We start from the raw sequence: 22,653 nt of genomic DNA, 5'->3' as shown, positions 1-22,653 counted from the left end.
CGCGCTCCTATTCTTCCGCCGGCACCGGCTTCGGTTTGCCGTTCTCGTCGAGCGCGACCATCACGAAGATCGCGTCCGTCACCTTTTCCATCAGATGCGAGAGATAACGCTGCGCCCAGGCTTCGACCTTGAGCGTCATCGAGGTGCGGCCAACCTTGACCACGTCCGTATAGATGCAGAGCGTGTCGCCGATCTTGACGGGCAGCGCGAAGGCCATTTCCTTGACAGCCGCCGTCACGACGCGGCCGCGGGCGCGTTCTGCCGCGCGGATGCCGCAGGACAGGTCCATCTGCGCCATCACCCAGCCGCCGAAGATGTCGCCCGCCGCATTGGCATCGCCCGGCATGGCGAGCGTGCGCAAGGTGAGTTCGCCGGTCGGTCTCGTCTGTTCGGTCATGCAGCCTGTCTCCCTGTTGGAGACAAGATGTAACCCGAGCGCACTTGTGGAGGGAAGACCCCGCTGCCGCACAAATGCCGGCAACGTCCTTGAGGTGCCGGCTCGTTATACTTTCGCAGGGGGTGAATGAGGAATGCCAAATTTAGGGGTTCCTCGTTAGGAGCTTTGCAAAGACCTCATCCTAACCTGCAGGCTCTGGGAGTGCCTGCCGGCTATGCCGCGGCGCCAGGATTTGGGGCGGCGCGGGGAGCGCCGAGGGGCAAGGGATTGGCAATGAAGAAATTCAGGATTTCGGCGCGTCTCTACGCGCTGGTGGCATTCGCGCTTTTGACCATGGCGGCGGCGCTGACCTTCGGTCTGTTCCAGGCGCAGGAAAAGCTCGTCGGCGAACGAAAGGCGATGCTTGCGGCGATGGACGAGAACGCGATCGCCGTGTTCGACGGCTATCACAAGCTGGAAGTGGCCGGCACGCTGCCGCGCGAGGAGGCGCAGAAGCGCGCGCTCGAAGCGATCAAGGCGATGCGCTACCAGGGCAGCGGCTATTTCTGGGTCAACGACATGCATCCGACCATGATCATGCATCCGATCAAGCCGGAGCTCGACGGCAAGGACCTCACCGAAAACAAGGATCCCAACGGCAAGCAGCTCTTCGTCGAGTTCGTAAAGACCGTCGAAAAGAGCGGCCAGGGTTTCGTCGACTACTACTGGCCGAAGCCCGGTGCCGACGCGCCGGTGCTGAAGTATTCGCACGTTGCCGGCTTCAAGCCCTGGGGCTGGGTGGTCGGGACCGGCGTCTATGCCGACGACCTGGCGGCGATGTTCCGCGACCGCGCCTGGCAGGTTGCCGGCATTCTTGCCGCCGCCGCTCTTGCCATCCTGATGGCGGCACTGGCGATCGTGCGCAGCGTCGTCAAGCCGGTCGAAAAGCTGAAGGCCTCGATGCGGGCGATCGCCGACGAAGATCTGTCTTCGGAGGTGCCGGAAACCGACCGTGGCGACGAGATCGGCCAGATGGCCAAGGTCCTCGTTGTCCTGCGTGACTCGGTGCGCGAACGGCTGGAGTTGCGCTCGCGTGAGGCAGAACAGCAGGAGCGACTGAGTTCCGAGCGGCGCGGCAACGAGCAGCGCCAGCGGGCGACGGCTGAGGCGCAGGCCGAGACGATGGAAACCGTTGGTGCGGCGCTCGAACTCCTGGCGAGTGGCGACCTCACCGCCGAGATCGGCCATATCGCGCCGGAATACGGCAAGCTGCGGGACGACTTCAACACCGCCGTCGCAGCCCTTCGCGATGTCATCGGCTCGATCTCGCATTCGACCGAGATCGTCACCGCCAGCGCCGGCGATATTTCCGAAGCGGCAAACAATCTCTCCCGCCGGACGGAGCAGCAGGCAGCCGCCCTTGAAGAGACGGCCGCGGCACTGGACGAAATCACCTCGACGGTTCGCCATGCCTCCGAACGGGCAAACGAAGCGCGTGAGATGGTCGACCGGACCAGGACCAGCGCCGCAAAGTCCGGCGGCATCGTGCGCAATGCCATCGACGCCATGGGGCGGATCGAAAGCTCGTCCGGCCGCATCGGCCAGATCATCGGCGTCATCGACGAGATCGCCTTCCAGACGAATCTGCTGGCGCTCAACGCCGGGGTCGAGGCAGCGCGCGCCGGCGAGGCGGGCCGCGGCTTTGCCGTCGTCGCACAGGAAGTGCGCGAGTTGGCGCAGCGTTCGGCCGGAGCCGCCAAGGAGATCAAGGAACTGATCGGCGCCTCGGTGCGCGAGGTCGGCGCCGGCGTCGATCTGGTTCGCTCCACAGGCGAGGCGCTCTCGGAGATCGAGGCGCAGGTCAACCGGGTCAACGAGCAGGTGGCGTCGATCGCCACGGCCGCGCGGGAGCAGGCGACCGGGCTGCAGGAGGTCAATGTCGCCGTCAACAGCATGGACCAGATGACCCAGCAGAACGCGGCGATGGTGGAGGAAACCACGGCGGCGAGCCAGACGCTGGCGGCCGAAAGCCGCGAGCTGAAGTCGCTGCTGACGAAGTTCCGGCTGCAGCCTTCAGGCTCGCACGCGGGTTACGGCCGCGCCGCCTGACGCCACAGGTTTGTCGATTGCGACCCGCGCGCTACGCCGCGCGGGTTTTTCATTCGGGGTCGGCCGCAATGCTGTCGCAAGGATACGCGTTTAGGCGCCGCCGTTGTCACACCGGTTGTCGTGCACGGAGACATTCTCTGTCTTGACCTCAGCACCGCCGGGGATAGATACGCGAGAAGCGGGAGGTGTTCGACGGGGCGTCGCTCCGGTTGCCGGCCGCTGCACCAGAGGGGACACCATGGCACTTCTCAAACTACTTCTGACCCGGCCGATCGCGCTCATGATGCTGGCGCTCGGGTTTCTTTCCGCCTGTACCGTCGTCGTCGACGAGCCGCGGCCGGGGCCGAGGCCCACGCGCCCGCAGGCCTGCACGATGGAATATGCGCCGGTTTGTGGCGAGCGCGGCAATCGTATGCGCAGCTTCCCGAACTCCTGCCAGGCGCGCGCTGACGGCTTCAACGTCATCCACCGCGGCGAGTGCCGTCCGGACTATCGCCCGCCGGATCGCGAGCCGCAGGCCTGCACGATGGAATACAATCCGGTGTGTGGCCAGCGCGGCCGCCGCACGCAGACCTTCTCGAACGCCTGCCAGGCGCGTTCCGAGGGCTTCCAGGTGATCGGCCGCGGCGAATGCCGCAGGGAGGACGACCGTCCATCCGAGGGCCAGTTCTGCACCCGCGAATATGCCCCGGTCTGCGGCCAGCGTGGCAGCCGCATCGAAACCTTCTCCAACGCCTGCGAGGCGGGTGGTGCCGGTTTCCAGATCGTCCATCGCGGCGAGTGCCGCTAGGGCCCAAGCGATCAAGCCTTTAGCATGCGAGCCCGTGTCCGACGAGGACGCGGGCTCTTTTTTGTCGGTATGGATGGACCATTCGCAGCGCGGACACCCCATTTCCAGCGGTTGGCGCGCAAGCCTTCGTTTACCGTATTTGAATAAAATGCCAGGCAAATCAGGCTTTTTGTCCGCTGTGCCCGGTTTGCGACACAGGCAAAAGGCAGCAATTGCAGGTGCTGTAGCAACCATTGCGTGCCAATTGAACGCGGTGGCGGCGGCAGGGCAGCGGGGCGATGACGGTGGTCTTTTTCGGACCGCCTGGAGGAAGGCGCAGTTCGGTATGGCCTATGTTACTCGTCTCCATCGCCCGCTGACGGCGCTCGTTCTTTCGTTTTCGCTCGTCACCTGCGCCACCGATGACGCGCTTTCGCCGCCCGGCCGCATCGATGGCGGGGCGCGGGTCGGGTCGATCGGGCCGGTTCCTGTCGATGCCGTGCCGGCAGAGGAGGTGGCCGCCTATCCGGCCGCCACGCAGCCCTCGACCTTCCAGACCAATCCGCAGCACGCGGCGCCTCAGCAGACGCGCCGCGCGCTTCCGATGCTCGATAGCGACGAGGCGGTGGCGACGGGCGCGCAGCCGGCAAGCGCCGGCTCGAGCGCTATTCCCCAAGAGGGCGTCAACATGGATGCGATGCTCGGCGTGGAGCAGCCGGTGGTGGGGCTTGCGGAGGAGCAGAGCAACGACATTGCCGAGGGCAATGCCAGCCAGCCGGTGGTCGGCGGTATTGGTGACGAGAATGTGCGCCAGCTCGGCGGCGCAAACAGCGCCGCGCCGGCCGAAGCGAACCTTGGCTATGACCCGGATCTGCCGCCGCTGTCGCCGGACAAGATGGCCGCCGAACAGGCGCAGCGCGCCCGCGCCATGGAACAGCAGCGCCTTCACCGCACGCAGGAGCCGCAGCAGGTCGCCTTCCTGCCGCGCGCCAACAATCCGATGTCGACGCCCGAATATACCGGCGCGATGCCCGGTTCCGAGATTGCTTGCCGCCAGCGCCTGAAAAAGCTCGGCGTCACCTTCCGCGACATTCCGCGCATCAGCAACGGTCCGTCCTGCGGCATCGACTATCCGATCGAACTCAACGGGCTGTCCGGCGGCATCGGTGTGAAGCCGGCGGTCAAGCTCAATTGCGAGGTGACCGAGGCTTTCGCGAAGTGGGTGAAGTACGAACTCGCCCCGTCGTCACGCTACCGCTACTGGTCCGGCATCAAGACGATCAAGCCGCTTGGCGGCTACTCCTGCCGCACGATGAATTCGCGTCGCGGCAATCCGATGTCGGAACACGCGCGCGGCAACGCCATCGATGTCGGCAAGTTCGTGCTGAAGAACGGCAAGGAAATCGACGTGCGCAAGAAGGGCTTCTTCGCCTTCCGCGAGAAGGCGTTGCTGAAGGCCGTGCGTTCCGACAGCTGCAAGTACTTCAACACCGTGCTCGGCCCGGGCAGCGACCCCTTCCACAAGGACCATTTCCACTTCGACCTGAGGACGCGCAAGACCGGTTATCGGCACTGCGATTAGGTGTTCAGCCGGTTGGCACCAGTGGTTTCCAGCTGCCGGCTATCGAAGCTCGGGAGCCGGCAAAAAAAAGAGGCCGGCGGGGAGGCCGGCCCAACGACCGGAGCAAAAGGGGGAGGCTCCGGCCTGCAAATCACGAGCGCAAATCAAAGGGCGATGTTGCGGCCCGCGCGATGCAAACTGATCGAAGAGCGTCACGGTTTCGTGACAGCTGGGCGTAATTGCTGTGGTCGGCCGAGCAAATCCTGCGCCGGCTTTCGTTCGAGTGCGTTCCTGGCCGGCTGTCGGCGAAGATCTGCGAATCGACCTGATTCCCTAAATAAGTAGTATTATACTTTAGGTTTTACTCGTCCGGGTCGCGTTCCGAACGGTTGCCCCAAATATGGCGATTCCCGGCATTTTCGGATCCAATTGTAACAGACTGAATTTTCTATATGTTTTTCTGCGTATGAGAAAACCTTGGGTTGGCGAGGCCGTGCCGATCTCTCCGTTTCGTCTGGTTTTGTAATAAGTAATACGATATTATATTATTTCGTATAACAATCTTGGATAGTGTCTGGTTGGCCGCTACAAGCATTGGGGGCCCTACTCACTCCTTGACGCCACAGGAGGACGAAATGGGAACGGTCATGCAATTTCCGGGGATGCGCAGCGATATGGCTGTGCATGCCGCCGAAGTTTCTAAAATCCTCAGGACACTTGCCAACCGCAACAGGTTGCTGATCGTGAGCGCGCTGCTCGAAGGCGAGCATTCTGTCGCGGCGCTCGAGGAAATGCTGGGCATTCGCCAGCCCACGCTTTCACAGCAATTGACGGTCTTGCGGGATGCCGGCATTGTCGCGACCCGTCGGCAGGCCAAGCAGGTTTTCTATCGGCTCAGCCACGACAAGGTGGCGCGCCTCGTCGGCTCGCTCTATCAGATCTTCTGTCGAGATGGTTCAAAAGCATGAATGAATACGGGAATGCGCTGGTAGGCGGGCTGTTGATTGGCCTGTCGGCGGCGATCCTGATGGTGGCCACTGGCCGGGTGGCCGGCATCAGTGGCATCGCAGGGCGCCTGCTGCAGGGCGTACAGGCTTCGTCGGGCGCATTGTTCGTACTGGGGCTGATTGCCGGACCGGTGTTGTACCGCCTCATTTTCGATGCCTGGCCGTCGGTGACTGTGACGGCCTCCTGGCCGCTTCTCGTGGTTGGGGGCCTGCTGGTGGGCTTCGGCTCGCGCATGGGCTCGGGCTGCACCAGCGGTCATGGCGTTGTCGGGCTTGCAAGGCTGTCGCGCCGCTCGATCGCCGCGGTCGCCACCTTCATGGGAGCGGCGATCGTCACGGTCTTCGTTGCGGGTTTCTTCGGATGAACAGCGCCTTGCTCCGCCTTGCCGCGACGCTCGTCTCCGGCGTCGTATTCGGTTTCGGTCTTTCGCTGTCGGGAATGCTCGATCCGGCCCGCGTGCGGGCTTTTCTTGACATAACCGGCAACTGGAACCCAAGCCTTGCCTTCGTGCTCGGCGGCGCTGTCTTCGTTTCGGCGCTCGGAGTTCTGGTGACGCGCCGGTTGAAACATCCGCTGTTCGACGGGACCTTTCATCTGCCCAACAATCAGGTCATCGACCGGCGACTGATCGTCGGCTCGGCGATCTTCGGCGTCGGCTGGGGGCTGGTCGGGCTTTGCCCGGGCCCGGCGCTCGCCTCGCTGTCGCTTGGCTTGCCGGCAACGGTCCTCTTCGTGGTGGCAATGCTGGCCGGGATGCTTGTCCATGACCGGCTGGTTGACCGCAAGCTCCCGAGGCAGACATCGGCCGGAGCGGGCGCCGATACGGGACTGTCTCAGCCGCGTTGACGCACAGTCATCTTGTTTTTTCATTCCAGCCGGCTGCAAATCGGAATGAATTGTCCCATATAGGGCGGGACCTCAAGACTCTGCCCCTCCTTCCGGATCAGTTTTCATGGCGCCAATCGTTTCCGTTTCCAATCTGTCGAAGACTTATGCCTCCGGCTTCAAGGCGCTGAAGGGCGTCAGCCTCGATATCGAGGAAGGCGAAATCCTGGCGTTGCTCGGGCCGAACGGCGCCGGCAAGACGACGCTGATCTCGATCATCTGCGGTATCGTCAATCCGAGCGGCGGAACGGTGATGGTCGGGGGGCACGACGTGGTGCGCGATTTCCGCGAGACCCGCGCGATGATCGGGCTCGTGCCGCAGGAGCTGACCACCGACGCTTTCGAAACCGTCTGGAACACGGTCACCTTCTCCCGCGGGCTGCACGGCAAGAAACCGAACCCCGCCCATATCGAAAAGGTGCTGAAGGACCTGTCGCTCTGGGACAAGAAGGACAACATGCTGCGCGAGCTTTCGGGCGGCATGAAGCGGCGCGTGCTGATCGCCAAGGCGCTGTCGCATGAGCCGCGGGTCCTCTTCCTCGACGAGCCGACGGCCGGCGTCGACGTCAACCTGCGCAAGAGCATGTGGGACGTGGTCGAGCGGCTGCGCGCCTCGGGCGTGACGATCATCCTGACGACACACTACATCGAAGAGGCGGAAGAAATCGCCGACCGCATCGGCGTCATCAACGGCGGCGAGATCCTGCTGGTCGAGGACAAGGCGGCGCTGATGTCGAAGCTCGGGCGCAAGCAGTTGCGCGTCGATCTCGCCCATCCGCTGGATGGCGTGCCTGACGTGCTCTCGGGTTACAACCTGACGCTCGAAGGCGACGGCCATTGTCTGATCTACGATTATGACACTAGCGCCGAGCGGACCGGGATCACCACCTTGCTCGCCGCCTTGGCGGAGGCCGGCATCAGGCTCAAGGACATTTCCACGCGACAGAGCTCGCTGGAAGACATTTTCGTCGAAATCGTGGGGGCAGGGCGATGAACATCGAAGCGATCAAATCGATCTATTTCTTCGAGATGGCCCGCACACGCCGCACACTTCTGCAGAGCGTGGTGTCGCCCGTTATCTCCACGTCGCTCTATTTCATCGTCTTCGGCGCGGCGATCGGCGGCCGCATCCAGGAGATCGACGGCGTTTCCTATGGCGCCTTCATCACGCCCGGCCTGATGATGCTGACGCTTCTGACCCAGTGCATCGGTAACGGGTCCTTCGGCATCTATTTCCCGAAATTCACCGGCACGATCTACGAGGTGCTTTCCTCGCCGGTCTCGATGGTGGAGATCGTGCTCGGCTATGTCGGCGCCGCGGCGACCAAGGGGATGATGATCGGCACGATCATTCTCCTGACGGCATCGCTCTTCGTCGACCTGACGATCGCTCATCCCTTCGTCATGGTCTTCTTCTTCGTGCTGACGGCGATTTCCTTCAGCCTGTTCGGCTTCATCATCGGCATCTGGGCCAAGGATTTCGAGCAACTGAACCTGATCCCCATGCTGGTGATCCCGCCGCTCGTCTTCCTCGGCGGCAGCTTCTATTCGGTGAAGATGCTGCCGCCCTTCTGGCAGGCCGTCAGCCATTTCAACCCGGTGCTGTACCTCATCAGCGGTTTCCGCTGGAGCTTCTTCGAGGTGTCGGACGTCAACCCGATCTTCAGCGCGGTGATCATCATTGCCTTCCTGACTGTCTGCATGTCGGTGCTCGCCTGGATCTTCCGCACCGGCTACCGCCTGCGTAACTGACTTCCATCGGTCGTCAGGGTGCTAGCGCCGGCACGGCTCCACTGGCATAGGCGATGATCGTGCTGGCGACGGCCATCGCGAGCAGCGCCTGAAGAATCGTGACCACGACGTGGAGGAGCGACCGCACGGCGGAGAGCCCGAGGTCGGCCATGAACCAGCGCGTTTCGGCAACGATGTACCAGACGATCGAAGCGACCACGAAGGCGGCGCCGACAGTGGTGAAGGCGTTGTGCCCGGCCAAGAGCAATTGGCCACCGAGGCTGATGGCAAAAGCGAAGGGTGCCGTGACGTAGCACTGGCTGAAGAAGGGCGGACGCAGCGTCTCGCGTGTCAGCTTGGCACCCTTGTTGCGCAGGAGCTTCACGGCCATCAGCAGAGGCAGAATACTGAAGGCGACAGCCCGAAACATCAGCAGGTTGGAGTCGGAGGCAAGCAGCGACGTCGGCGCCCAGGGAACTGCGCGGCTGACGAGGCCGAGCTCCAGCCCATGCGCCAAGAGCAGCGTGATCAGCAGAAAAAGCGGCGGGCTCAGCGCATCCGAGTACTGCTCCGGCAGGTCGTCGCCGAGCTCGACGTCGGCATAGCGCATCATCGCCTGCGGGTGGCGCAGCGTGCGCCACAGGGTGAGCGGATAAAACAGCAGCCAGCAGACGAGCTCATAGAGCAGTTCCTCGATCGACTTCAGCAGTCGCATGAAATCCATGCCGTGCTCCCCTTGCTTCTATGCGTGGCACGACCGCGCGCCGGGGCCGATGCCGGTCAGTCGCGCAGACGCAGCTCGTCGGTACGCATCTGCAGCATCTCCAGCGTCGACAGGAAGCTCATGCCGAGCAGGCTCTGATCGAGCTTGCCCTTGGCTGCGACCGTTGCGCCGATGTTGCGGCGGGTGATCGGGCCGATCGAGATCTCCTGAAGCATCACGGGGGCTGCCTGGGCCCGGCCATTGGCTGTCATGACCGTAACGATATAGTTGAGGTTGGCCGGGTCGAGGCCGATCTTTTCCGCATCTTCATAGGTGAGCGCGATGTTGCTGGCGCCGGTATCGACCAGCATGCTGATGTCCTTGCCGTCGACCGTCGCAGTGGTCTCGAAATGACCGTTCAACATCTTCTGCAGCACCACTTCCTGCTGTCCCTCGCTGTCGGTGATGATGGTGGCGCGGCCGGGGATGAGGCCGGCGAGCAGGCGGTTGCCGAAGCCCTCCAACTCGAAACGGTAGACATAGGCCGAGACCAGCGCCAGAACGACGAAGAGCCAGATGGCGATCTGACGCAGGCCTTCGCCGAAGCGGTGGCGGCTCTGCAGGATGCCGGCGCCGATCAGCGTGGCGATGGCCCCGAGCGAGACCAGTTGCCCGAACTGGTCATTGGCGAGCCCCATGGTGCGGCCGGTGTCGTGGTTGATGATCAGCAGGATGAGGCCGATGGCCAGGATCGAGAGCAGGATGGCAAGACGGGTCATGCTTCGCCGCGTTCCCTCGCCATGCGCGTGCGTCGGGTTTCGCGCCGCGGCTTGCGTTCGACGGTCTCAAGCCGCGCAGGCAACACGCTCATGATCGCGCGGCGTTCGGCATCGGTATAGAGCGTCCAGCGTCCGACTTCGTCGCGGGTACGGCCGCAGCCGAAACAGTAGCCGGTCTTGTCATCGATCGAACAGACGAGAATGCAGGGAGATTCCATGGGCGTGCTCAGTTTTCCCTTGATATATCGATGTTTCAAACCGTCAGCGCAAGGGCACCGAGCACGGCGATTTCGGTCAGTTGCTGCGTCGCCCCGATCGTGTCGCCCGTTTGTCCGCCGATCTTGCGCATCGCCAGCCGAGCGAAGCCCTTGACCGTGGCAAGGAATGCGACGAGCGCCGCGATGACGCCGAGCGCCGGGACCTGCGCGAGATAGAAGAGCAGCATTGCGACAAGAAGTCCGAAGGCAAGCGCGAAGCGCGTGGCCGCCGGTTCCGGCTCGCCAGCCGAGGCCGCGACGCCGCCGCTGCGCGCCGGCGGAAGCGACGACCAGTGCCAAACCATGGCGGCGCGGCTGAGGCACGCTGCGCCAAGGATCGCCATGGCGGCGCCCAGCGGCGAAAAGAGCGGCAGGATCGAGGCGAGCGCCGAGACGCGCAGGCCGAAGGAGAGGATGAGGGCGACGGCCGCATAGGTGCCGATGCGGCTGTCCTTCATGATCGCAAGCGCCGCTTCGCGGTCGCGACCGCCGCCAAAGCCATCGGCCGTGTCGCCAAGCCCGTCTTCGTGCAGTGCGCCGGTGACAAGCGCCTGGATGGCGACGACGACAAAGGCGGCAAAGAGCGAGCTCACCTGCAGCGCCATGAGGGCCATGGCGACGGCCGCCGATGGCAGTGCGATCGCCAGGCCGGCTAGCGGGAAGGCGCGCACGGCACGGCTCAAGCGCCCGTCATAACCTTCGAAATGGCGCGCAGGCATCGGGATGCGGCTGAGAAAGCCGATCGACCGCGCCACATCGTCACAGAAATCGCCAACGAAGCCCATGGCTCCTCCAAGGTTGCGGCCATTGACCCGGCCGCTGCCAAACTCGCCGACTGCGGCGAGTCTCGCAAGCCGGGCGGGCGCACCCGCGAGGGCCGCGCACACTTTTCCCAGACCTTTCATAGGCCGTCTGCGACCGCTCGCGGATCGAGACGGCGACGCCGATTGGCGCAAATGTCGTTGCCCGAATTTTCGGCGCCCTCTATGAGGGGCGTAGTTAGAGCTTCACGATGATGCAAGGATTCCTCCCATGAGTGCCAGCGGCCTGCCGTTTGATGATTTTCGCGAATTGTTGCGCAACCTGCCGGGCCCGGATGCGGCAGCCCTTGTTGCCGCGCGGGAGCGGGACGCCCAGCTGACGAAGCCGCCGGGCGCGCTCGGCCGCCTCGAGGAAATCGCCTTCTGGCTCGCCGCCTGGACGGGCAAGGCGCCGGTGGTCAACCGGCCGCTAGTGGCGATCTTTGCCGGCAACCACGGCGTCACCCGCCAGGGCGTGACCCCGTTCCCGTCATCCGTCACCGCACAGATGGTCGAGAATTTTGCCGCCGGTGGCGCTGCGATCAACCAGATCTGCGTCAGCCACGACCTCGGGCTGAAGGTCTTCGACCTCGCACTCGAATACCCGACCGGTGATATCACCGAGGAAGCCGCGCTGTCCGAGCGCGATTGCGCCGCGACCATGGCCTTTGGCATGGAGGCGATTGCTGGCGGCACGGATCTTCTGTGCATCGGCGAAATGGGCATCGGCAACACCACGATCGCGGCCGCGATCAATCTCGGCCTTTATGGTGGCACGGCCGAAGAATGGGTCGGTCCGGGTACCGGCTCCGAAGGCGAGGTGCTGAAGCGCAAGATCGCCGCGGTCGAAAAGGCCGTGGCGTTGCATCGCGATCACCTGTCCGATCCGCTCGAACTGATGCGTCGCCTCGGCGGTCGTGAGATCGCGGCCATGGCTGGCGCCATCCTGGCCGCCCGCGTCCAGAAGGTACCTGTCATCATTGACGGCTACGTGGCGACCGCTGCGGCTTCGATCCTGAAGGCGGCCAACCCGTCGGCCCTCGACCATTGCCTGATCGGCCATGTTTCGGGCGAACCGGGGCATCTGCGCGCGATCGAGAAGCTCGGCAAGACGCCGCTGCTGGCACTCGGCATGCGGCTTGGCGAAGGCACGGGCGCGGCCCTTGCCGCCGGTATCGTCAAGGCGGCGGCCGCTTGCCACAGCGGCATGGCGACCTTTGCCCAGGCCGGCGTCAGCAACAAGGAATAGTGAAGTTCCGGCCGGGCTTTGCAGGAAGGCCGGCCGGTTTCTGTCCAAGGCCTGTCACGGGCGCGAAGCTGTCGCGTGCCGGGCCTTGATGGATGCGTCCTTCTCGCCTATCCAAAGCGCAAATGCGCGCCCTAGCTATAGTCTTGGGTGCCTGCAACCGAGACCGCCTTGCATTCGCCTCAATCACGATGTCGAAGCAAGCACAGTTTCAAGCCCTGTCGAGACGAAATGGACGCCAAGAACACCACGCACCGCATTGGACAGACGGGTCCTGTCGAGAAGCAGACCGGCATTCGGCATCTCTTTGCCGCTGCGAGCTATTCGCTCGGCGGCGCCAAGCGGCTGATCGGCGAGGCTGCCTTTCGCCACGAGTTGATCGCCTTTGCGGCCGCGATGATCGCTTTCATCATTGTCGGCGCAACCTTCTTCCAATATGTGGCGATGGCGATCCTGTTCCTACTGATGATGGCCTTCGAGGCGATCAACACGGCAATCGAGGAAATTGTCGATCGCGTTTCTCCCGAAATCTCGGAAATGGGTAAGAACGCCAAGGATCTCGGCTCCTTCGCCTGCCTCTGCCTGATTGTCGCCAACGGTGTCTATGCCGCCTATGTCGTGATCTTCGACGGCTTCATGAACTGACCGGCTAGCGGGCCGGCGCCTTCACCCGATAAAGCACATGCGGACGCAGCGGGTTGCCCCCGGGCACCGTGACGTCGTCGAAATCATCGGCCGGATCCGAGCGCATGCCCAATCTTTCCATCAGTGCCCGCGAAGGCTGGTTGATGCGCGAGGTATAGCCGATTACCTCGGCAAGGCCGAGTGTGCGCCATGCATGGTACAGGTAGGCGCTCGCCGCTTCCAGCGCGTATCCTTGCCGCCAGTAGGGGCGGGCAAGGATCCAGCCGATTTCGACATGCGGTCCGTCGGGGATTTCGTCTCCAGCCTCAGAAAGGCCGAGACCGCCGATCAGCGCGCCATCGGATTTGCGTTCAACGGCGAGGAAGCCGAAGCCGCGGTCGGCGAGATGGCGGACGCAGTCGGCAATCATCGTTGCCGTTTCGTCGCGCGTCAGAATGGCCGGATAGTAGTAGCGCCGGACTTCGGGATCGGCATTGGCAAGCGCGAAAGGCGCGATATCGCGTTCTTCCCAGGGCCGAAGCCTGAGGCGCTGCGTTTCGATGTGCATGGATCAGGCGAAGCTCTTGCGGCGGCGAACCGGGGCTGCGACATCCTCGATCGCCGGCAGGCTTTCGAGCACGCGGCGCGCCGGCAGGATGGCGATCGCCTCTGTACCTTCGCGCAGCTTCGAGCGCAGGATGAATTCGCCATTGTGCTTGGCGAGGATGGCCTGGACGATCGGCAGGCCGAGACCCGTGCCCTGTTCGGCACTCTTGATGGCGATCGAGCCCTGGCCGAAGGCCGAGAGCACGATCGGGATTTCTTCCTCGGGAATGCCGGGGCCGTTGTCCTTGATCGAGAGATACTGGCCGCCGCCCGCGGTCCAGCCGACCTTGAAGGTGACTTCGCCGCCGGTATTGGTGAACTTCACGGCATTCGACAGCAGATTGAGAATGACCTGGCGCATCGACTTTTCGTCGATCCAGACCGAGGGCATGCCGTGTTCGAACTGCTGGTGGATGGTGATGTTCTTGGCGCGGGCCTTCAGTTGCACCATGCCGATGCAATCCTCGGCGATATCGACCAGGCTGACCGAATCCTCGTTGAGGTCGTAGCGGCCGGCCTCGATGCGCGACAGGTCGAGGATCTCGTTGATGAGGTTCAGCAGGTGCTCGCCAGAGCGGTGGATGTCGTTGGTGTATTCCTTGTAGGTCGGGTTGCTGAGCGGGCCCAGAACCTCTGTCGACATCACCTCGGAGAAGCCGAGAATGGCGTTCAGCGGCGTGCGCAGCTCGTGCGACATGGATGCGAGGAAGCGCGACTTGGCGAGGTTTGCCTCTTCGGCACGCCGGCGGGCTTCGTCGGACATCGACTTTGCAACTTCGAGTTCCGCGATCAGGTCGTCCTTTTCCGATTGAACGGAGAGGATGTGCACGCTTGCGCGGTTCATGCGGTCCGTCATCAGCACCAGAAAGAGCAGCGACAGCGAGATGACGCCGGTGAGCCCCATATAGATCACGTCGCCGGTCGTGAGCGATGCAAACGCGAGGGCTGCCACGACCGGGGCGAAAGTGTAAAGGAGCGCATTGCGCAGCAGGAACGTGCCCATAGCGGTCGCAGCAAGCGCGACCAGCAGTACCGTGCCCTCGAAGAAGCCGAAGCGCACGTTGCCGCAGCTCGCGCAATCCTGTGCGACGAAGGTCGCCCAGCAGAGGCCCATCAGCACCTGGCCGAGCAGGAAGCGGCGGCGCCAGACCGGAACCTTCTCGGCGCTGATGTCTTCCCGGCGTGCCTTGCGCGCAAAGAAGAGCGTGACGGCATGGGCCGAGAGCGTCATGACCGCCCAGAGGACGAAACCGAGATTGCCGGAGAGATAGATGCCGACCGCCGCAATCAGCGTAACGAGCACCGGAATGGCGATCGCGCCATGCAGAGCACTGTCGATGTAGAGATTGAGCATCTCGCGCTCGAAGCCCGAGGGCACCGACGAGCCTGTCTGCAGCCGCTCACGCGTCGCGCGGACCGTCCTCGAAACGGCCTTGTTTCGATGGCTACGCGATTTGTCGACGATAATCTTATCGGTCGATGTGCTGGCAGCGATACTCATGCTCATATGCGACGGTTGCGATTGCGTTGCAGTCTAGTGAGCAATCCTTAAGAAGTTGCTGCGGTGCGTGAAGGATTCGACAACCATTGTGGCGCAGCCGTGCTCAGGTCGTGATGGATCGCGCTGCATGTGAGGTTCCTTCTCTAATCTTTTGGAATCGACCATGTTTATGACGCGCTGGTCTGCGAGGCAGTCCCGCGGCAATCGAGGTTAGGGCAGGCGTGAAATTCGGACGGACGACATATCGGTTTCCCAAGGGCCGCGGCAGGTCCCGCGGTCATGCGCCGTCCGGCGGACGTGGCGGCATGGCCGGCGGATGGATCATTCTCATCCTCTTGGCGATCGGCGCCTTTGTCGCCGACAGGCTGCCCGTCGGAGAGCGATCTGCGACCGGTTCGGCACGGGGCGCGGCGATCGCGAGCGACGGCGACAGCCTGCGGATCGACGGTAAACGCGTCCGCATCGAGGGCATCGACGCGCCGGAGCTCGACCAGACCTGCAGGCGCGATGGCGTCGCCTGGGACTGCGGCCGCGAGGCGCGCGGCCGATTGCGGGCGCTCGTCTCGGCGGGTGATGTGCGCTGTCGGTTTCACGGCCGCGACAAATACGGCCGCGAGCTCGGTGTTTGCGATGCGGCCAACCGCGATGTCGGGCGCGAGATGGTGCTTTCGGGCTATGCGGTGAGCTACGGGCGCTATGAGGCTGAGGAGGCAAGGGCAGAACGGGAGCAGCGCGGGCTCTGGGCCGGCGAGTTCGTGAAACCGCAGGAGTGGCGCCGGACGAACGGTCATCCCGACGAGGGGCCGCACCTCATCGATGGCTGGCTTGCGGCGATCCGCAGCTGGCTGCTCGAACGCCTGACCGCACTTTTTTCCGGTATCGCCGATGCCTGACGACCGCATTGCTCAACTCGATCGGTTGCGGGCGGAAATTTCGGCCTGTCGCATCTGTCGCGACAGCCCGCTGCGCGGCGAGGCCGACCGGCTGCCGCACGAGCCGCGGCCGGTGGCGGTGATCTCCACTGCGGCGCGCATCCTGATCGCCGGGCAGGCGCCCGGACTGCGCGTGCATGACAGCGGTCTGCCGTTCAACGATGCGTCCGGCGATCGGCTGCGGCAATGGCTGGCTGTCGATCGCGAGAGCTTCTACGATCCGGAGAAATTCGCGATCGTGCCGATGGGTTTTTGCTTTCCGGGCTATGACGCCCATGGCAGCGACTTGCCTCCGCGGCGCGAATGCGCGCCGCTTTGGCGCCACCGGGTGATGGAGCAGATGCCGCAGGTGGAGCTGGTGCTGGCGATCGGCCACTATGCGCAACGCTGGCATATCGGCCCGGACTGTCCGAAATCGATGACCGAGACGGTGAAGAACTGGCGGCGCTACGCGATGCGCAACGCCGTGCCGGCGATCCTGCCGTTGCCGCATCCGAGCTGGCGCAACACCGGCTGGCTGAAGCGAAATCCCTGGTTCGAAGCGGTGCTGCCCTTCTTGCGCGAACGTGTTTTCGTTCTCACGAACTGAAAAAATTTTCTTTATCTTCATCAATTTCGCGCTATAGAGGGAAAAATAATTCGAGAGGGACTTTTATGGATCGCCTAGACCGCAAAATCCTGCGCCTGCTGCAGGAGGATTCCACGCTGGCCGTTGCCGACCTCGCCAAGAAGGTCGGGCTTTCGACCACGCCGTGCTGGCGGCGTATCCAGAAGATGGAAGAGGACGGCGTCATCCGCCGCCGCGTCGCGCTGCTCGATCCGGTGAAGATCAACACCAAGGTCACGGTCTTCGTGTCGATCCGTACGAACTCCCATTCGATGGAGTGGTTGCGCCGCTTCTCCGAGGTCGTGTCCGAATTTCCGGAAGTCGTCGAGTTCTACCGCATGAGTGGCGACGTGGACTATCTGCTGCGTGTCGTCGTGCCTGACATCGCAGCCTATGACGCCTTCTACAAGCGCATGATCGCCAAGATCGAGATCCGCGACGTTTCCTCCGTCTTCGCCATGGAGCAGATCAAGTATACGACCGAGCTGCCGCTCGACTACATGATGATCGACCAGGCGAAGTCCAGCGAGGACTGACCTCAGCTAGCAGACTCAGGCGAGGCCAAGCCTTGCCAGGGTCTTGTCGTTCGACAGTTCGCGAACCGCGTCCTTGCCCGTCCAGCGGGCGGCGCGGTTCGAGCTTTCCGCCAGTCGCTTTGCAAGCGCGAGGGCCGGGCCGTGGCAGGCGGCGTTGCGCTTGCCGATCTGCCGGAGCGCCCAGTTGACCGCTTTCTTCACGAAGTTGCGCTCGTCGCCGGAATGCTGCTCGATCAACGGCAGCCAGGCGAGAAGCGCTGCGTCCGGTTCTTTCTTCAGGTGAACTGCAGCCGTCGCGATCATCGCAAAGGCGATGCGGCGGACGAATTCCCGTTCGTCGGCTGAAAATTCCGGGATCAGTTCGCGCTCGAAGCGCGCGGCAATAAAAAGGTCGGCGACGGTATCGACCACTTCCCAGGAATTGCAATCTTCCGCCCAACGGCGCGCCTCGGCGAGCGTCAGTACTCTCGGATCGGCGGTGAAGGCGGCCAGGATGCGCGCCTCGCGAATGCCGGATTGCCAGAGCTCCAGCGCCCGGCGGTGATCGGTCTTCACCAGCCGGGTGATCTTGTGCAGCTCGATATTGGAAAGCCCGATGGCAGTGTCGGTGACGATACCGAAACGCGCCATGCCGGCGAGATTGTCTTCAGAGCCGAGAGACCGCAGGTGAGCGATGATCTCGCCCGCGGTCGAGGACGGGCTAAGGCTCACTTTTCGAGGCGGGCGAGCAGCGAGGACGTATCCCAACGGTTGCCGCCCATTTCCTGCACATCGCCGTAGAACTGGTCGACCAGCGCGGTCACCGGCAGCTTGGCGCCGTTGCGGCGGGCTTCGGCGAGCACGATGTCGAGGTCCTTGCGCATCCAGTCGACGGCGAAGCCGAAGTCGTACTTGCCGGCATTCATCGTCTTGTGACGGTTTTCCATCTGCCAGGAGCCGGCTGCCCCCTTGGAGATGACGTCGACGACCTTCTCGATGTCGAGACCCGCCTTTTTGCCGAAGTGGATGCCTTCGGCGAGCCCCTGGACGAGGCCGGCAATGCAGATCTGGTTGATCATCTTGGTGATCTGGCCGGCACCGGCCGGACCCATCAGGCCGACCATGCGGGCGAAGGCTTCGATGACCGGCTTGGCGCGATCGAAGGCGGCTTCGTCGCCGCCGCACATCACCGTCAGAACGCCGTTTTCGGCGCCTGCCTGGCCGCCGGAAACCGGGGCGTCGACGAAGTGGGCATTGCGGGCCTTGGCCGCTTCGTAGAGTTCGCGGGCGACCTCAGCGGAGGCCGTGGTGTTGTCGATGAAGATGGCGTTGGCCTTCAGCTTTTCGAAGGCGCCGTCCTTGGCCGTCGTTACAGAGCGCAGGTCGTCGTCGTTGCCGACGCAGCAGAAGACGAAATCGGCGCCATCGGCGGCTTCTGCCGGGGTGCGCGCCGCGCGACCACCGAACTCGGCCGCCCACTTTTCGGCCTTGGCGAAGGTGCGGTTATAGACCGTCAGCTCGTGACCGCCGCGGACCTTGAGGTGACCGGCCATGGGGTAGCCCATGACGCCGAGACCGATGAATGCAACCTTTGCCATTTTCCGAATACTCCCATTGCTTTCGCCTTGGTGTAGCCGATGGCGCGGGTGCGGAAAAGAGAGAAGGGAGCATCGTGCGATGCTCCCTTCTCATGATGCTGTCATGGCCCGATCAGGGCTTGAAGCGTGCGACCACCAGATGTCCGGCGATCGGCTCACCTTCTTCCAGGCGCACCGTGATGTCGCCGACTTCGACGATCTCGAAGCCGGTGGCGGCGAGACGGTCGCGCAGGTAGCTCTCGGCATGGGCAAAGCGCTGGTGCGGGCCGACCATGAAATTGCGGCCGGCGAAGGTCTCTGCGGGCAGGGTTTCGCTGGAGAAGATCAGCAGGCCGCCCGGGACGAGGTTGTCGACCGCGCCGAAAAACAGCGCTTCGAGCGCGCCCATATAGGGAAGCACGTCGGTGGCGACGATCAGGTCGAAGGGCTCGTCGTCATTGTCGTCGAGAAAGTCGACCGCCTCTGCAACGTAAAGCGTCTCGTAGAGGTCTTTTTCGTGGGCGATCTCGACCATGTTTTCGGAGAGGTCGACGCCGGTGATGTCTTCGGCCATGTCGCGGAGCGCGCCGCCGGTCAGGCCCGTGCCACAGCCGAGATCCAGCACCCGGTCGAAGGGCCCGAGTTCAAGCGCCTGCAGGCGCTGGCGGACGAGGAGCGGCACGCAGTAGCCGAGCTGGTCGACGAGCACGTTGTCGAAGACTTCGGCATGCTGGTCGAAGAGCGTGGCGACATAGGCATCGGGCGCCTTCACCGGCGTTTCGCCGCGTCCCATCGAAGCCAGTCGCACGGCAGCGCCGCCGTGGTCTTCCGGATCGAGCGCCAGCACTTCGGCATAGGCTTGCGCCGCGGCATCGAACTTGCCGGACTTTTCCAGGGAGAGGGCGCGGTTATAGGCCTCGGCCAGCGCTTCCTCGTCGATTTTCGTGCTTTTCTGGGTCATGGGCGCTTCTTACGTCCGCAGCCGGTTTTTGGCAATCGCCGTCGGCGAAAGGTTTGCGGGCGTGGATCTGGCGTTTTGGCGGTCAGTGGCAGGATTTCCTTGGCCTTCCGGACGAAAAACGTCGCCATGCGGCGCCATCGGGATTTATCGGCGACAGGAAAGGAGTCATCATCGCAAGCATAAGAAAAGACGGGAGGAATGCCGATGTCCGCCGAGCTTGGGCCGCTGATCTTGAGCGCCGAAACGAAGGAGCCGAAAGGCCCGCCCTTGCCGCAGACGTCGCAGGAGCAGATCAACGCGGTGGTACACTATTATCGCGGCGAAATGGGGCGCATGGCCGGCTGGCGCGACCGCATCGACCGGACCTCCAACTGGGCAATCACCGTCGTTGCGGCGCTGCTCTCGGTCTCGCTGTCGACACCGTCGTCGCATCATGGCGTGCTGCTCTTCGCCATGCTGCTGATTACGCTCTTGCTCCTGATCGAAGCCCGGCGCTATCGCTTCTTCGACGTCTATCGCGCCCGGGTACGGCAATTGGAGCGCGGCTACTTCGCCCAGATCCTGGCGCCCGATGGCACGCCGAACCTCAATTGGGCGGCGTCGATCGCCAAGAGCCTGCGCAAGCCCGCTTTCCTGATGAGCTACCGCGAGGCGCTTTGCCGCCGGCTGCAGCGCAATTATTGCTGGATGTATCTGATCCTGCTGCTCGCGTGGGCGCTGAAGATTTCCTCGCCGAAGATCTCCACCAATGGCGAGCCCTTCGGCCACGTGCGCTCCTGGATGGACGTCGCCCAGAATGCGGCCCTCGGTCCCTTGCCCGGCTGGCCGGTGATTGTTGGTGTCATCGTGTTTTACGGGCTGGTGCTCTACGGCTCGCTGCACAAGGAGCCGCGCGAAGGCGAACTCGCGCATGGGGAGGTGCATGTCTGAGGGCGCCGGGCGTCACGCCTCGCCGATCCAGGGTTCCTGGTGACAGAGAGCGGTCGCCGTCGGCGGCTCTCAGTGCAGAATGAGCTCGCCCTTCAGTGCGCGCCATTCGGTGGCCGAGATCAGCTTGCGGTGCACGTAGCGCACCGAATGCAGCGGCCCGTCCAGTTTCTCTTCCCAGAATTTCAGGAAGCTGCGCATTTCGGGGAAGTCCGGCGCAATGTCGTAGTGCTGCCAGATATAGGTTTGCAGGAAGGCCGGATGGTCGGGCAGGTGGTAGAGGATCTGCGCCGTCGTCAGTCCGTAGCCCTTGAGCTGAAGTTCCATCTCGTTCGTCATGTGGACCTCACTTCTCGCAAAGGTTGGTCCCTATGATGAAACGCCTGATTTGTTAATCAAGGGCTAATATTTGTCCCGAAGTGAAACTTTCTCGTGAAATAACAAAAGCTTGGCAGCCTCTCTTAGGGAGTGCTGCCAAGCTTTGTTCGAAACCGACGTAGAAAGCCTATCGCTTCAGATGGCGGGTCAGCCGCGCTTCCAGCAGGCTCCAGATGTTGCGCAGGATCTCGACCATGATGAGGTAGAGAATGGCTGCCCAGATATACATCTGGAAGTCGAAGGTACGCGAGAAGGCATAGCGGGTTTCGCCCATGAGATCGAAGACGGTGACGATCGCGACGATCGCCGAGCCCTTGATCATCAGGATGATCTCGTTGCCGTAGGGGCGCAGCGCCACGATCATTGCCTGCGGCAGGATGATCTTCCAGAAGGCGACGCGCTGGGGAAGGCCAAGCGCGTCAGCGCCTTCGCGCTGGCCGCGCGGCACGCTCTCGATCGCGCCGCGCAGGATTTCCGCCTGGTAGGCCGCAGTGTTGAGCGTGAAAGCGAAGATCGCGCAGTTCCACGCGTCGCGGAAGAACCACCACAGGCCGACCGCTTCCAGCTGCGGGCGAAAGCTGCCGAGGCCGTAGTAGATGAGGAAGAGCTGTGCCAGCAGCGGCGTGCCGCGGAAGAAGTAGACGTATCCGTAGGCGAACCACGACAGGACCTTGTTCTTCGACATGCGGGCAAAGGCGATCGGCAGCGACAGGATGGCGCCCATGACGATCGAAAGGCCGACCAGCATCAACGTGACGCCGAGGCCGTTGATGAAGCGCGGGCCGTATTTGGCAAACTTGTCCGGATCCCAGCCGCCGACCACGGTCAGGAAGATACCGACGCCGAGTGCCAGCCAGATGCCGAGCGCAACGCTGCCGACGAAGCGGGTGAGCGTGTAGGGCTTCGGCGGAACCGGCGGCGGCGCCTGCGGCGGGATCATCGTTGCAACGACACTCATCGGCCCATCTCCGCACGTTTGGTTCGCCGTTCAATGTAGGAGAAGACGATCGAGGAAATCATCGCGAGGATCAGGAAGAGCACGCAGGCAACACCGTAGAACTCGAAGGCCTGCTTGGTCACGCGGGCGGCAATGCCGGTCTGACGCAGGATGTCGGTCAGGCCGACGACCGAAACGAGGGCGGTGTCCTTGAGCAGCGCCATCCAGAGATTGCCGAGACCGGGCAGGGCGATGCGCACGAGCTGCGGCAGGATGATGAGGCGCATGGTGCGGCCGCGATGCAAGCCAAGGGCGTCACCGGCTTCGTATTGTCCATGCGGGATGGCCTTGAAAGCCGACAGCAGCACCTCCGAGCAATAGGCGGAGAAGACGACGCCGAGTGCGATCATGCCGGCGAAGAAGGCATTGATCTCGACCGGACCGTCGTAGCCGAGCGATGCCAGCAGTTGTTGAACGAGGATCTGCAAGCCGTAATAGACGATGAAGAGCGTCAGCAGTTCGGGCAGGCCGCGGAAGATCGTCGTGTAAATGTTCGACGCGAGCCGAACCGTGCGCTCTTCGGACTGCTTGCCCAGCGCGATGAAGAAGCCGATCAACAGGCCGACGGGCAGCGTTGCGATGGCAAGGCTCGCGGTAATGACGAAGCCGTGGGCGATATCGTCGCCCCATCCGGTGTCACCGCAGGCGAGAAGCGTGCCAGGTGCGAGCCAGGTAAAGACCCCGACCGGGCCGCAGAATGGATCGACGATCGATCCGATCCAGGAGAGGATGGAATAGAAGCCGGCAAACAACCCGCTCATGTCAGAGATTTCCCCTTTTGCGCTGTTTTTATGCGTATCGATC

General features: G+C 63.2%; 27 protein-coding genes. 14 read left to right on the top strand and 13 right to left on the bottom strand.

Annotation, left to right across the window (positions count from 1 at the left end; genetic code table 11):
- Positions 1-7: 7 nt before the first annotated feature.
- Entirely contained in the window at positions 8-397 is a 390-nt protein-coding gene (locus BLU15_RS00955) for an acyl-CoA thioesterase (protein WP_043626011.1), read from the bottom strand.
- 273 nt (positions 398-670) lie between these two features.
- Between BLU15_RS00955 and BLU15_RS00950 the strand changes: the two genes are divergently transcribed.
- The 8 genes from BLU15_RS00950 (at position 671) to BLU15_RS00915 (ending at position 8,460) form a co-directional block, all read left to right on the top strand.
- On the top strand, positions 671-2,485 hold the full coding sequence (locus BLU15_RS00950; protein WP_090293935.1) for a methyl-accepting chemotaxis protein: 1,815 nt from the start codon (positions 671-673) through the stop codon (positions 2,483-2,485).
- A 238-nt stretch (positions 2,486-2,723) separates the two neighbouring features.
- The gene (locus BLU15_RS00945; protein ID WP_034795236.1) at positions 2,724-3,275 is read left to right on the top strand and encodes a Kazal-type serine protease inhibitor family protein; all 552 of its coding nucleotides are present in this window, start codon (positions 2,724-2,726) and stop codon (positions 3,273-3,275) included.
- Positions 3,276-3,600: 325 nt separating this feature from the next.
- The gene (locus BLU15_RS00940) at positions 3,601-4,836 is read left to right on the top strand and encodes an extensin-like domain-containing protein (RefSeq protein WP_090293933.1); all 1,236 of its coding nucleotides are present in this window, start codon (positions 3,601-3,603) and stop codon (positions 4,834-4,836) included.
- Between the two features lie 614 nt (positions 4,837-5,450).
- The gene (locus BLU15_RS00935; protein WP_034795232.1) at positions 5,451-5,783 is read left to right on the top strand and encodes an ArsR/SmtB family transcription factor; all 333 of its coding nucleotides are present in this window, start codon (positions 5,451-5,453) and stop codon (positions 5,781-5,783) included.
- On the top strand, positions 5,780-6,187 hold the full coding sequence (locus BLU15_RS00930; protein WP_089044156.1) for a YeeE/YedE family protein: 408 nt from the start codon (positions 5,780-5,782) through the stop codon (positions 6,185-6,187). The genes BLU15_RS00935 and BLU15_RS00930 overlap by 4 nt, the downstream gene beginning before the upstream one ends.
- Positions 6,184-6,669, top strand: a complete 486-nt coding sequence (locus BLU15_RS00925) for a YeeE/YedE family protein (protein ID WP_090293932.1) — start codon at positions 6,184-6,186, stop codon at positions 6,667-6,669. The genes BLU15_RS00930 and BLU15_RS00925 overlap by 4 nt, the downstream gene beginning before the upstream one ends.
- 106 nt (positions 6,670-6,775) lie before the next feature.
- On the top strand, positions 6,776-7,702 hold the full coding sequence (locus BLU15_RS00920; protein ID WP_034795212.1) for an ABC transporter ATP-binding protein: 927 nt from the start codon (positions 6,776-6,778) through the stop codon (positions 7,700-7,702).
- A complete protein-coding gene (locus BLU15_RS00915) occupies positions 7,699-8,460 on the top strand; it encodes an ABC transporter permease (RefSeq protein WP_034795209.1) in 762 nt (253 codons plus the stop codon). The genes BLU15_RS00920 and BLU15_RS00915 overlap by 4 nt, the downstream gene beginning before the upstream one ends.
- A gap of 13 nt (positions 8,461-8,473) precedes the next feature.
- Here BLU15_RS00915 and BLU15_RS00910 read toward each other — a convergent pair whose 3' ends face one another.
- From BLU15_RS00910 to BLU15_RS00895, 4 genes are read right to left on the bottom strand one after another with little or no spacing between them, the layout of a single operon-like run.
- Positions 8,474-9,163 (bottom strand): hypothetical protein, encoded by a 690-nt coding sequence (locus tag BLU15_RS00910; protein WP_060584982.1) that lies wholly within the window; start codon positions 9,161-9,163, stop codon positions 8,474-8,476.
- Between the two features lie 56 nt (positions 9,164-9,219).
- Positions 9,220-9,921 (bottom strand): retropepsin-like aspartic protease family protein, encoded by a 702-nt coding sequence (locus BLU15_RS00905; protein WP_060520665.1) that lies wholly within the window; start codon positions 9,919-9,921, stop codon positions 9,220-9,222.
- Complete coding sequence (locus tag BLU15_RS00900) at positions 9,918-10,139, bottom strand: DUF1289 domain-containing protein (RefSeq protein WP_089044154.1); 222 nt, start codon at positions 10,137-10,139, stop codon at positions 9,918-9,920. The genes BLU15_RS00905 and BLU15_RS00900 overlap by 4 nt, the downstream gene beginning before the upstream one ends.
- Before the next feature lie 35 nt (positions 10,140-10,174).
- Positions 10,175-10,963: an adenosylcobinamide-GDP ribazoletransferase gene (locus tag BLU15_RS00895; RefSeq protein WP_060600886.1), complete on the bottom strand. Its 789-nt coding sequence runs from the start codon at positions 10,961-10,963 to the stop codon at positions 10,175-10,177.
- A 247-nt stretch (positions 10,964-11,210) separates the two neighbouring features.
- On the opposite strand from BLU15_RS00895, the gene cobT reads away from it, so the two are divergent.
- Both cobT and BLU15_RS00885 read left to right on the top strand, forming a co-directional pair.
- Positions 11,211-12,227, top strand: coding sequence for a nicotinate-nucleotide--dimethylbenzimidazole phosphoribosyltransferase (gene cobT, locus BLU15_RS00890; protein WP_034795180.1), 1,017 nt, complete (start codon positions 11,211-11,213; stop codon positions 12,225-12,227).
- A 228-nt stretch (positions 12,228-12,455) separates the two neighbouring features.
- Complete coding sequence (locus tag BLU15_RS00885) at positions 12,456-12,869, top strand: diacylglycerol kinase (protein WP_034795175.1); 414 nt, start codon at positions 12,456-12,458, stop codon at positions 12,867-12,869.
- A 4-nt stretch (positions 12,870-12,873) separates the two neighbouring features.
- On the opposite strand, the gene BLU15_RS00880 is transcribed toward BLU15_RS00885, so the two are convergent.
- Entirely contained in the window at positions 12,874-13,416 is a 543-nt protein-coding gene (locus BLU15_RS00880) for a GNAT family N-acetyltransferase (RefSeq protein ID WP_090293930.1), read from the bottom strand.
- 3 nt (positions 13,417-13,419) lie between these two features.
- Positions 13,420-14,955 carry a sensor histidine kinase gene (locus tag BLU15_RS00875; RefSeq protein ID WP_090294420.1) on the bottom strand — a complete coding sequence of 512 codons (1,536 nt, stop codon included), beginning with the start codon at positions 14,953-14,955 and terminating at the stop codon, positions 13,420-13,422.
- A 305-nt stretch (positions 14,956-15,260) separates the two neighbouring features.
- Here BLU15_RS00875 and BLU15_RS00870 point away from each other — a divergent pair, with 305 nt between their 5' ends.
- The 3 genes from BLU15_RS00870 (at position 15,261) to BLU15_RS00860 (ending at position 17,030) form a co-directional block, all read left to right on the top strand.
- Entirely contained in the window at positions 15,261-15,848 is a 588-nt protein-coding gene (locus tag BLU15_RS00870; RefSeq protein WP_090293928.1) for a thermonuclease family protein, read from the top strand.
- Positions 15,841-16,476 carry a uracil-DNA glycosylase family protein gene (locus BLU15_RS00865; RefSeq protein WP_090293927.1) on the top strand — a complete coding sequence of 212 codons (636 nt, stop codon included), beginning with the start codon at positions 15,841-15,843 and terminating at the stop codon, positions 16,474-16,476. Before BLU15_RS00870 ends, BLU15_RS00865 begins: the two co-directional genes overlap by 8 nt.
- A 65-nt stretch (positions 16,477-16,541) precedes the next feature.
- The gene (locus BLU15_RS00860) at positions 16,542-17,030 is read left to right on the top strand and encodes an Lrp/AsnC family transcriptional regulator (RefSeq protein ID WP_034795162.1); all 489 of its coding nucleotides are present in this window, start codon (positions 16,542-16,544) and stop codon (positions 17,028-17,030) included.
- 15 nt (positions 17,031-17,045) lie between these two features.
- Here the strand turns inward: BLU15_RS00860 and BLU15_RS00855 are convergent, their stop codons facing one another.
- From BLU15_RS00855 to BLU15_RS00845, 3 genes are all read right to left on the bottom strand, one after another.
- Entirely contained in the window at positions 17,046-17,741 is a 696-nt protein-coding gene (locus BLU15_RS00855; RefSeq protein WP_162765912.1) for a DNA alkylation repair protein, read from the bottom strand.
- On the bottom strand, positions 17,738-18,607 hold the full coding sequence (locus BLU15_RS00850) for an NAD(P)-dependent oxidoreductase (protein ID WP_090293925.1): 870 nt from the start codon (positions 18,605-18,607) through the stop codon (positions 17,738-17,740). Before BLU15_RS00850 ends, BLU15_RS00855 begins: the two co-directional genes overlap by 4 nt.
- A gap of 112 nt (positions 18,608-18,719) precedes the next feature.
- Positions 18,720-19,547, bottom strand: coding sequence for a class I SAM-dependent DNA methyltransferase (locus tag BLU15_RS00845; RefSeq protein WP_034795154.1), 828 nt, complete (start codon positions 19,545-19,547; stop codon positions 18,720-18,722).
- Positions 19,548-19,751: 204 nt separating this feature from the next.
- Here BLU15_RS00845 and BLU15_RS00840 point away from each other — a divergent pair, with 204 nt between their 5' ends.
- Positions 19,752-20,477 (top strand): DUF2270 domain-containing protein, encoded by a 726-nt coding sequence (locus BLU15_RS00840; protein WP_034795151.1) that lies wholly within the window; start codon positions 19,752-19,754, stop codon positions 20,475-20,477.
- Between the two features lie 69 nt (positions 20,478-20,546).
- On the opposite strand, the gene BLU15_RS00835 is transcribed toward BLU15_RS00840, so the two are convergent.
- The 3 genes from BLU15_RS00835 to BLU15_RS00825 form a co-directional block, all read right to left on the bottom strand.
- The gene (locus BLU15_RS00835) at positions 20,547-20,813 is read right to left on the bottom strand and encodes an usg protein (protein WP_034795148.1); all 267 of its coding nucleotides are present in this window, start codon (positions 20,811-20,813) and stop codon (positions 20,547-20,549) included.
- A 166-nt stretch (positions 20,814-20,979) separates the two neighbouring features.
- Positions 20,980-21,810 (bottom strand): ABC transporter permease, encoded by an 831-nt coding sequence (locus BLU15_RS00830; protein ID WP_060520672.1) that lies wholly within the window; start codon positions 21,808-21,810, stop codon positions 20,980-20,982.
- A complete protein-coding gene (locus tag BLU15_RS00825) occupies positions 21,807-22,610 on the bottom strand; it encodes an ABC transporter permease (protein WP_034795142.1) in 804 nt (267 codons plus the stop codon). Before BLU15_RS00825 ends, BLU15_RS00830 begins: the two co-directional genes overlap by 4 nt.
- Positions 22,611-22,653 lie beyond the last annotated feature (43 nt).

The organism is Ensifer sp. YR511 (assembly GCF_900103045.1).
Classification (GTDB): Bacteria; Pseudomonadota; Alphaproteobacteria; order Rhizobiales; family Rhizobiaceae; genus Ensifer; species Ensifer adhaerens.
This window is presented reverse-complemented; position numbering and strand designations above follow the sequence as displayed.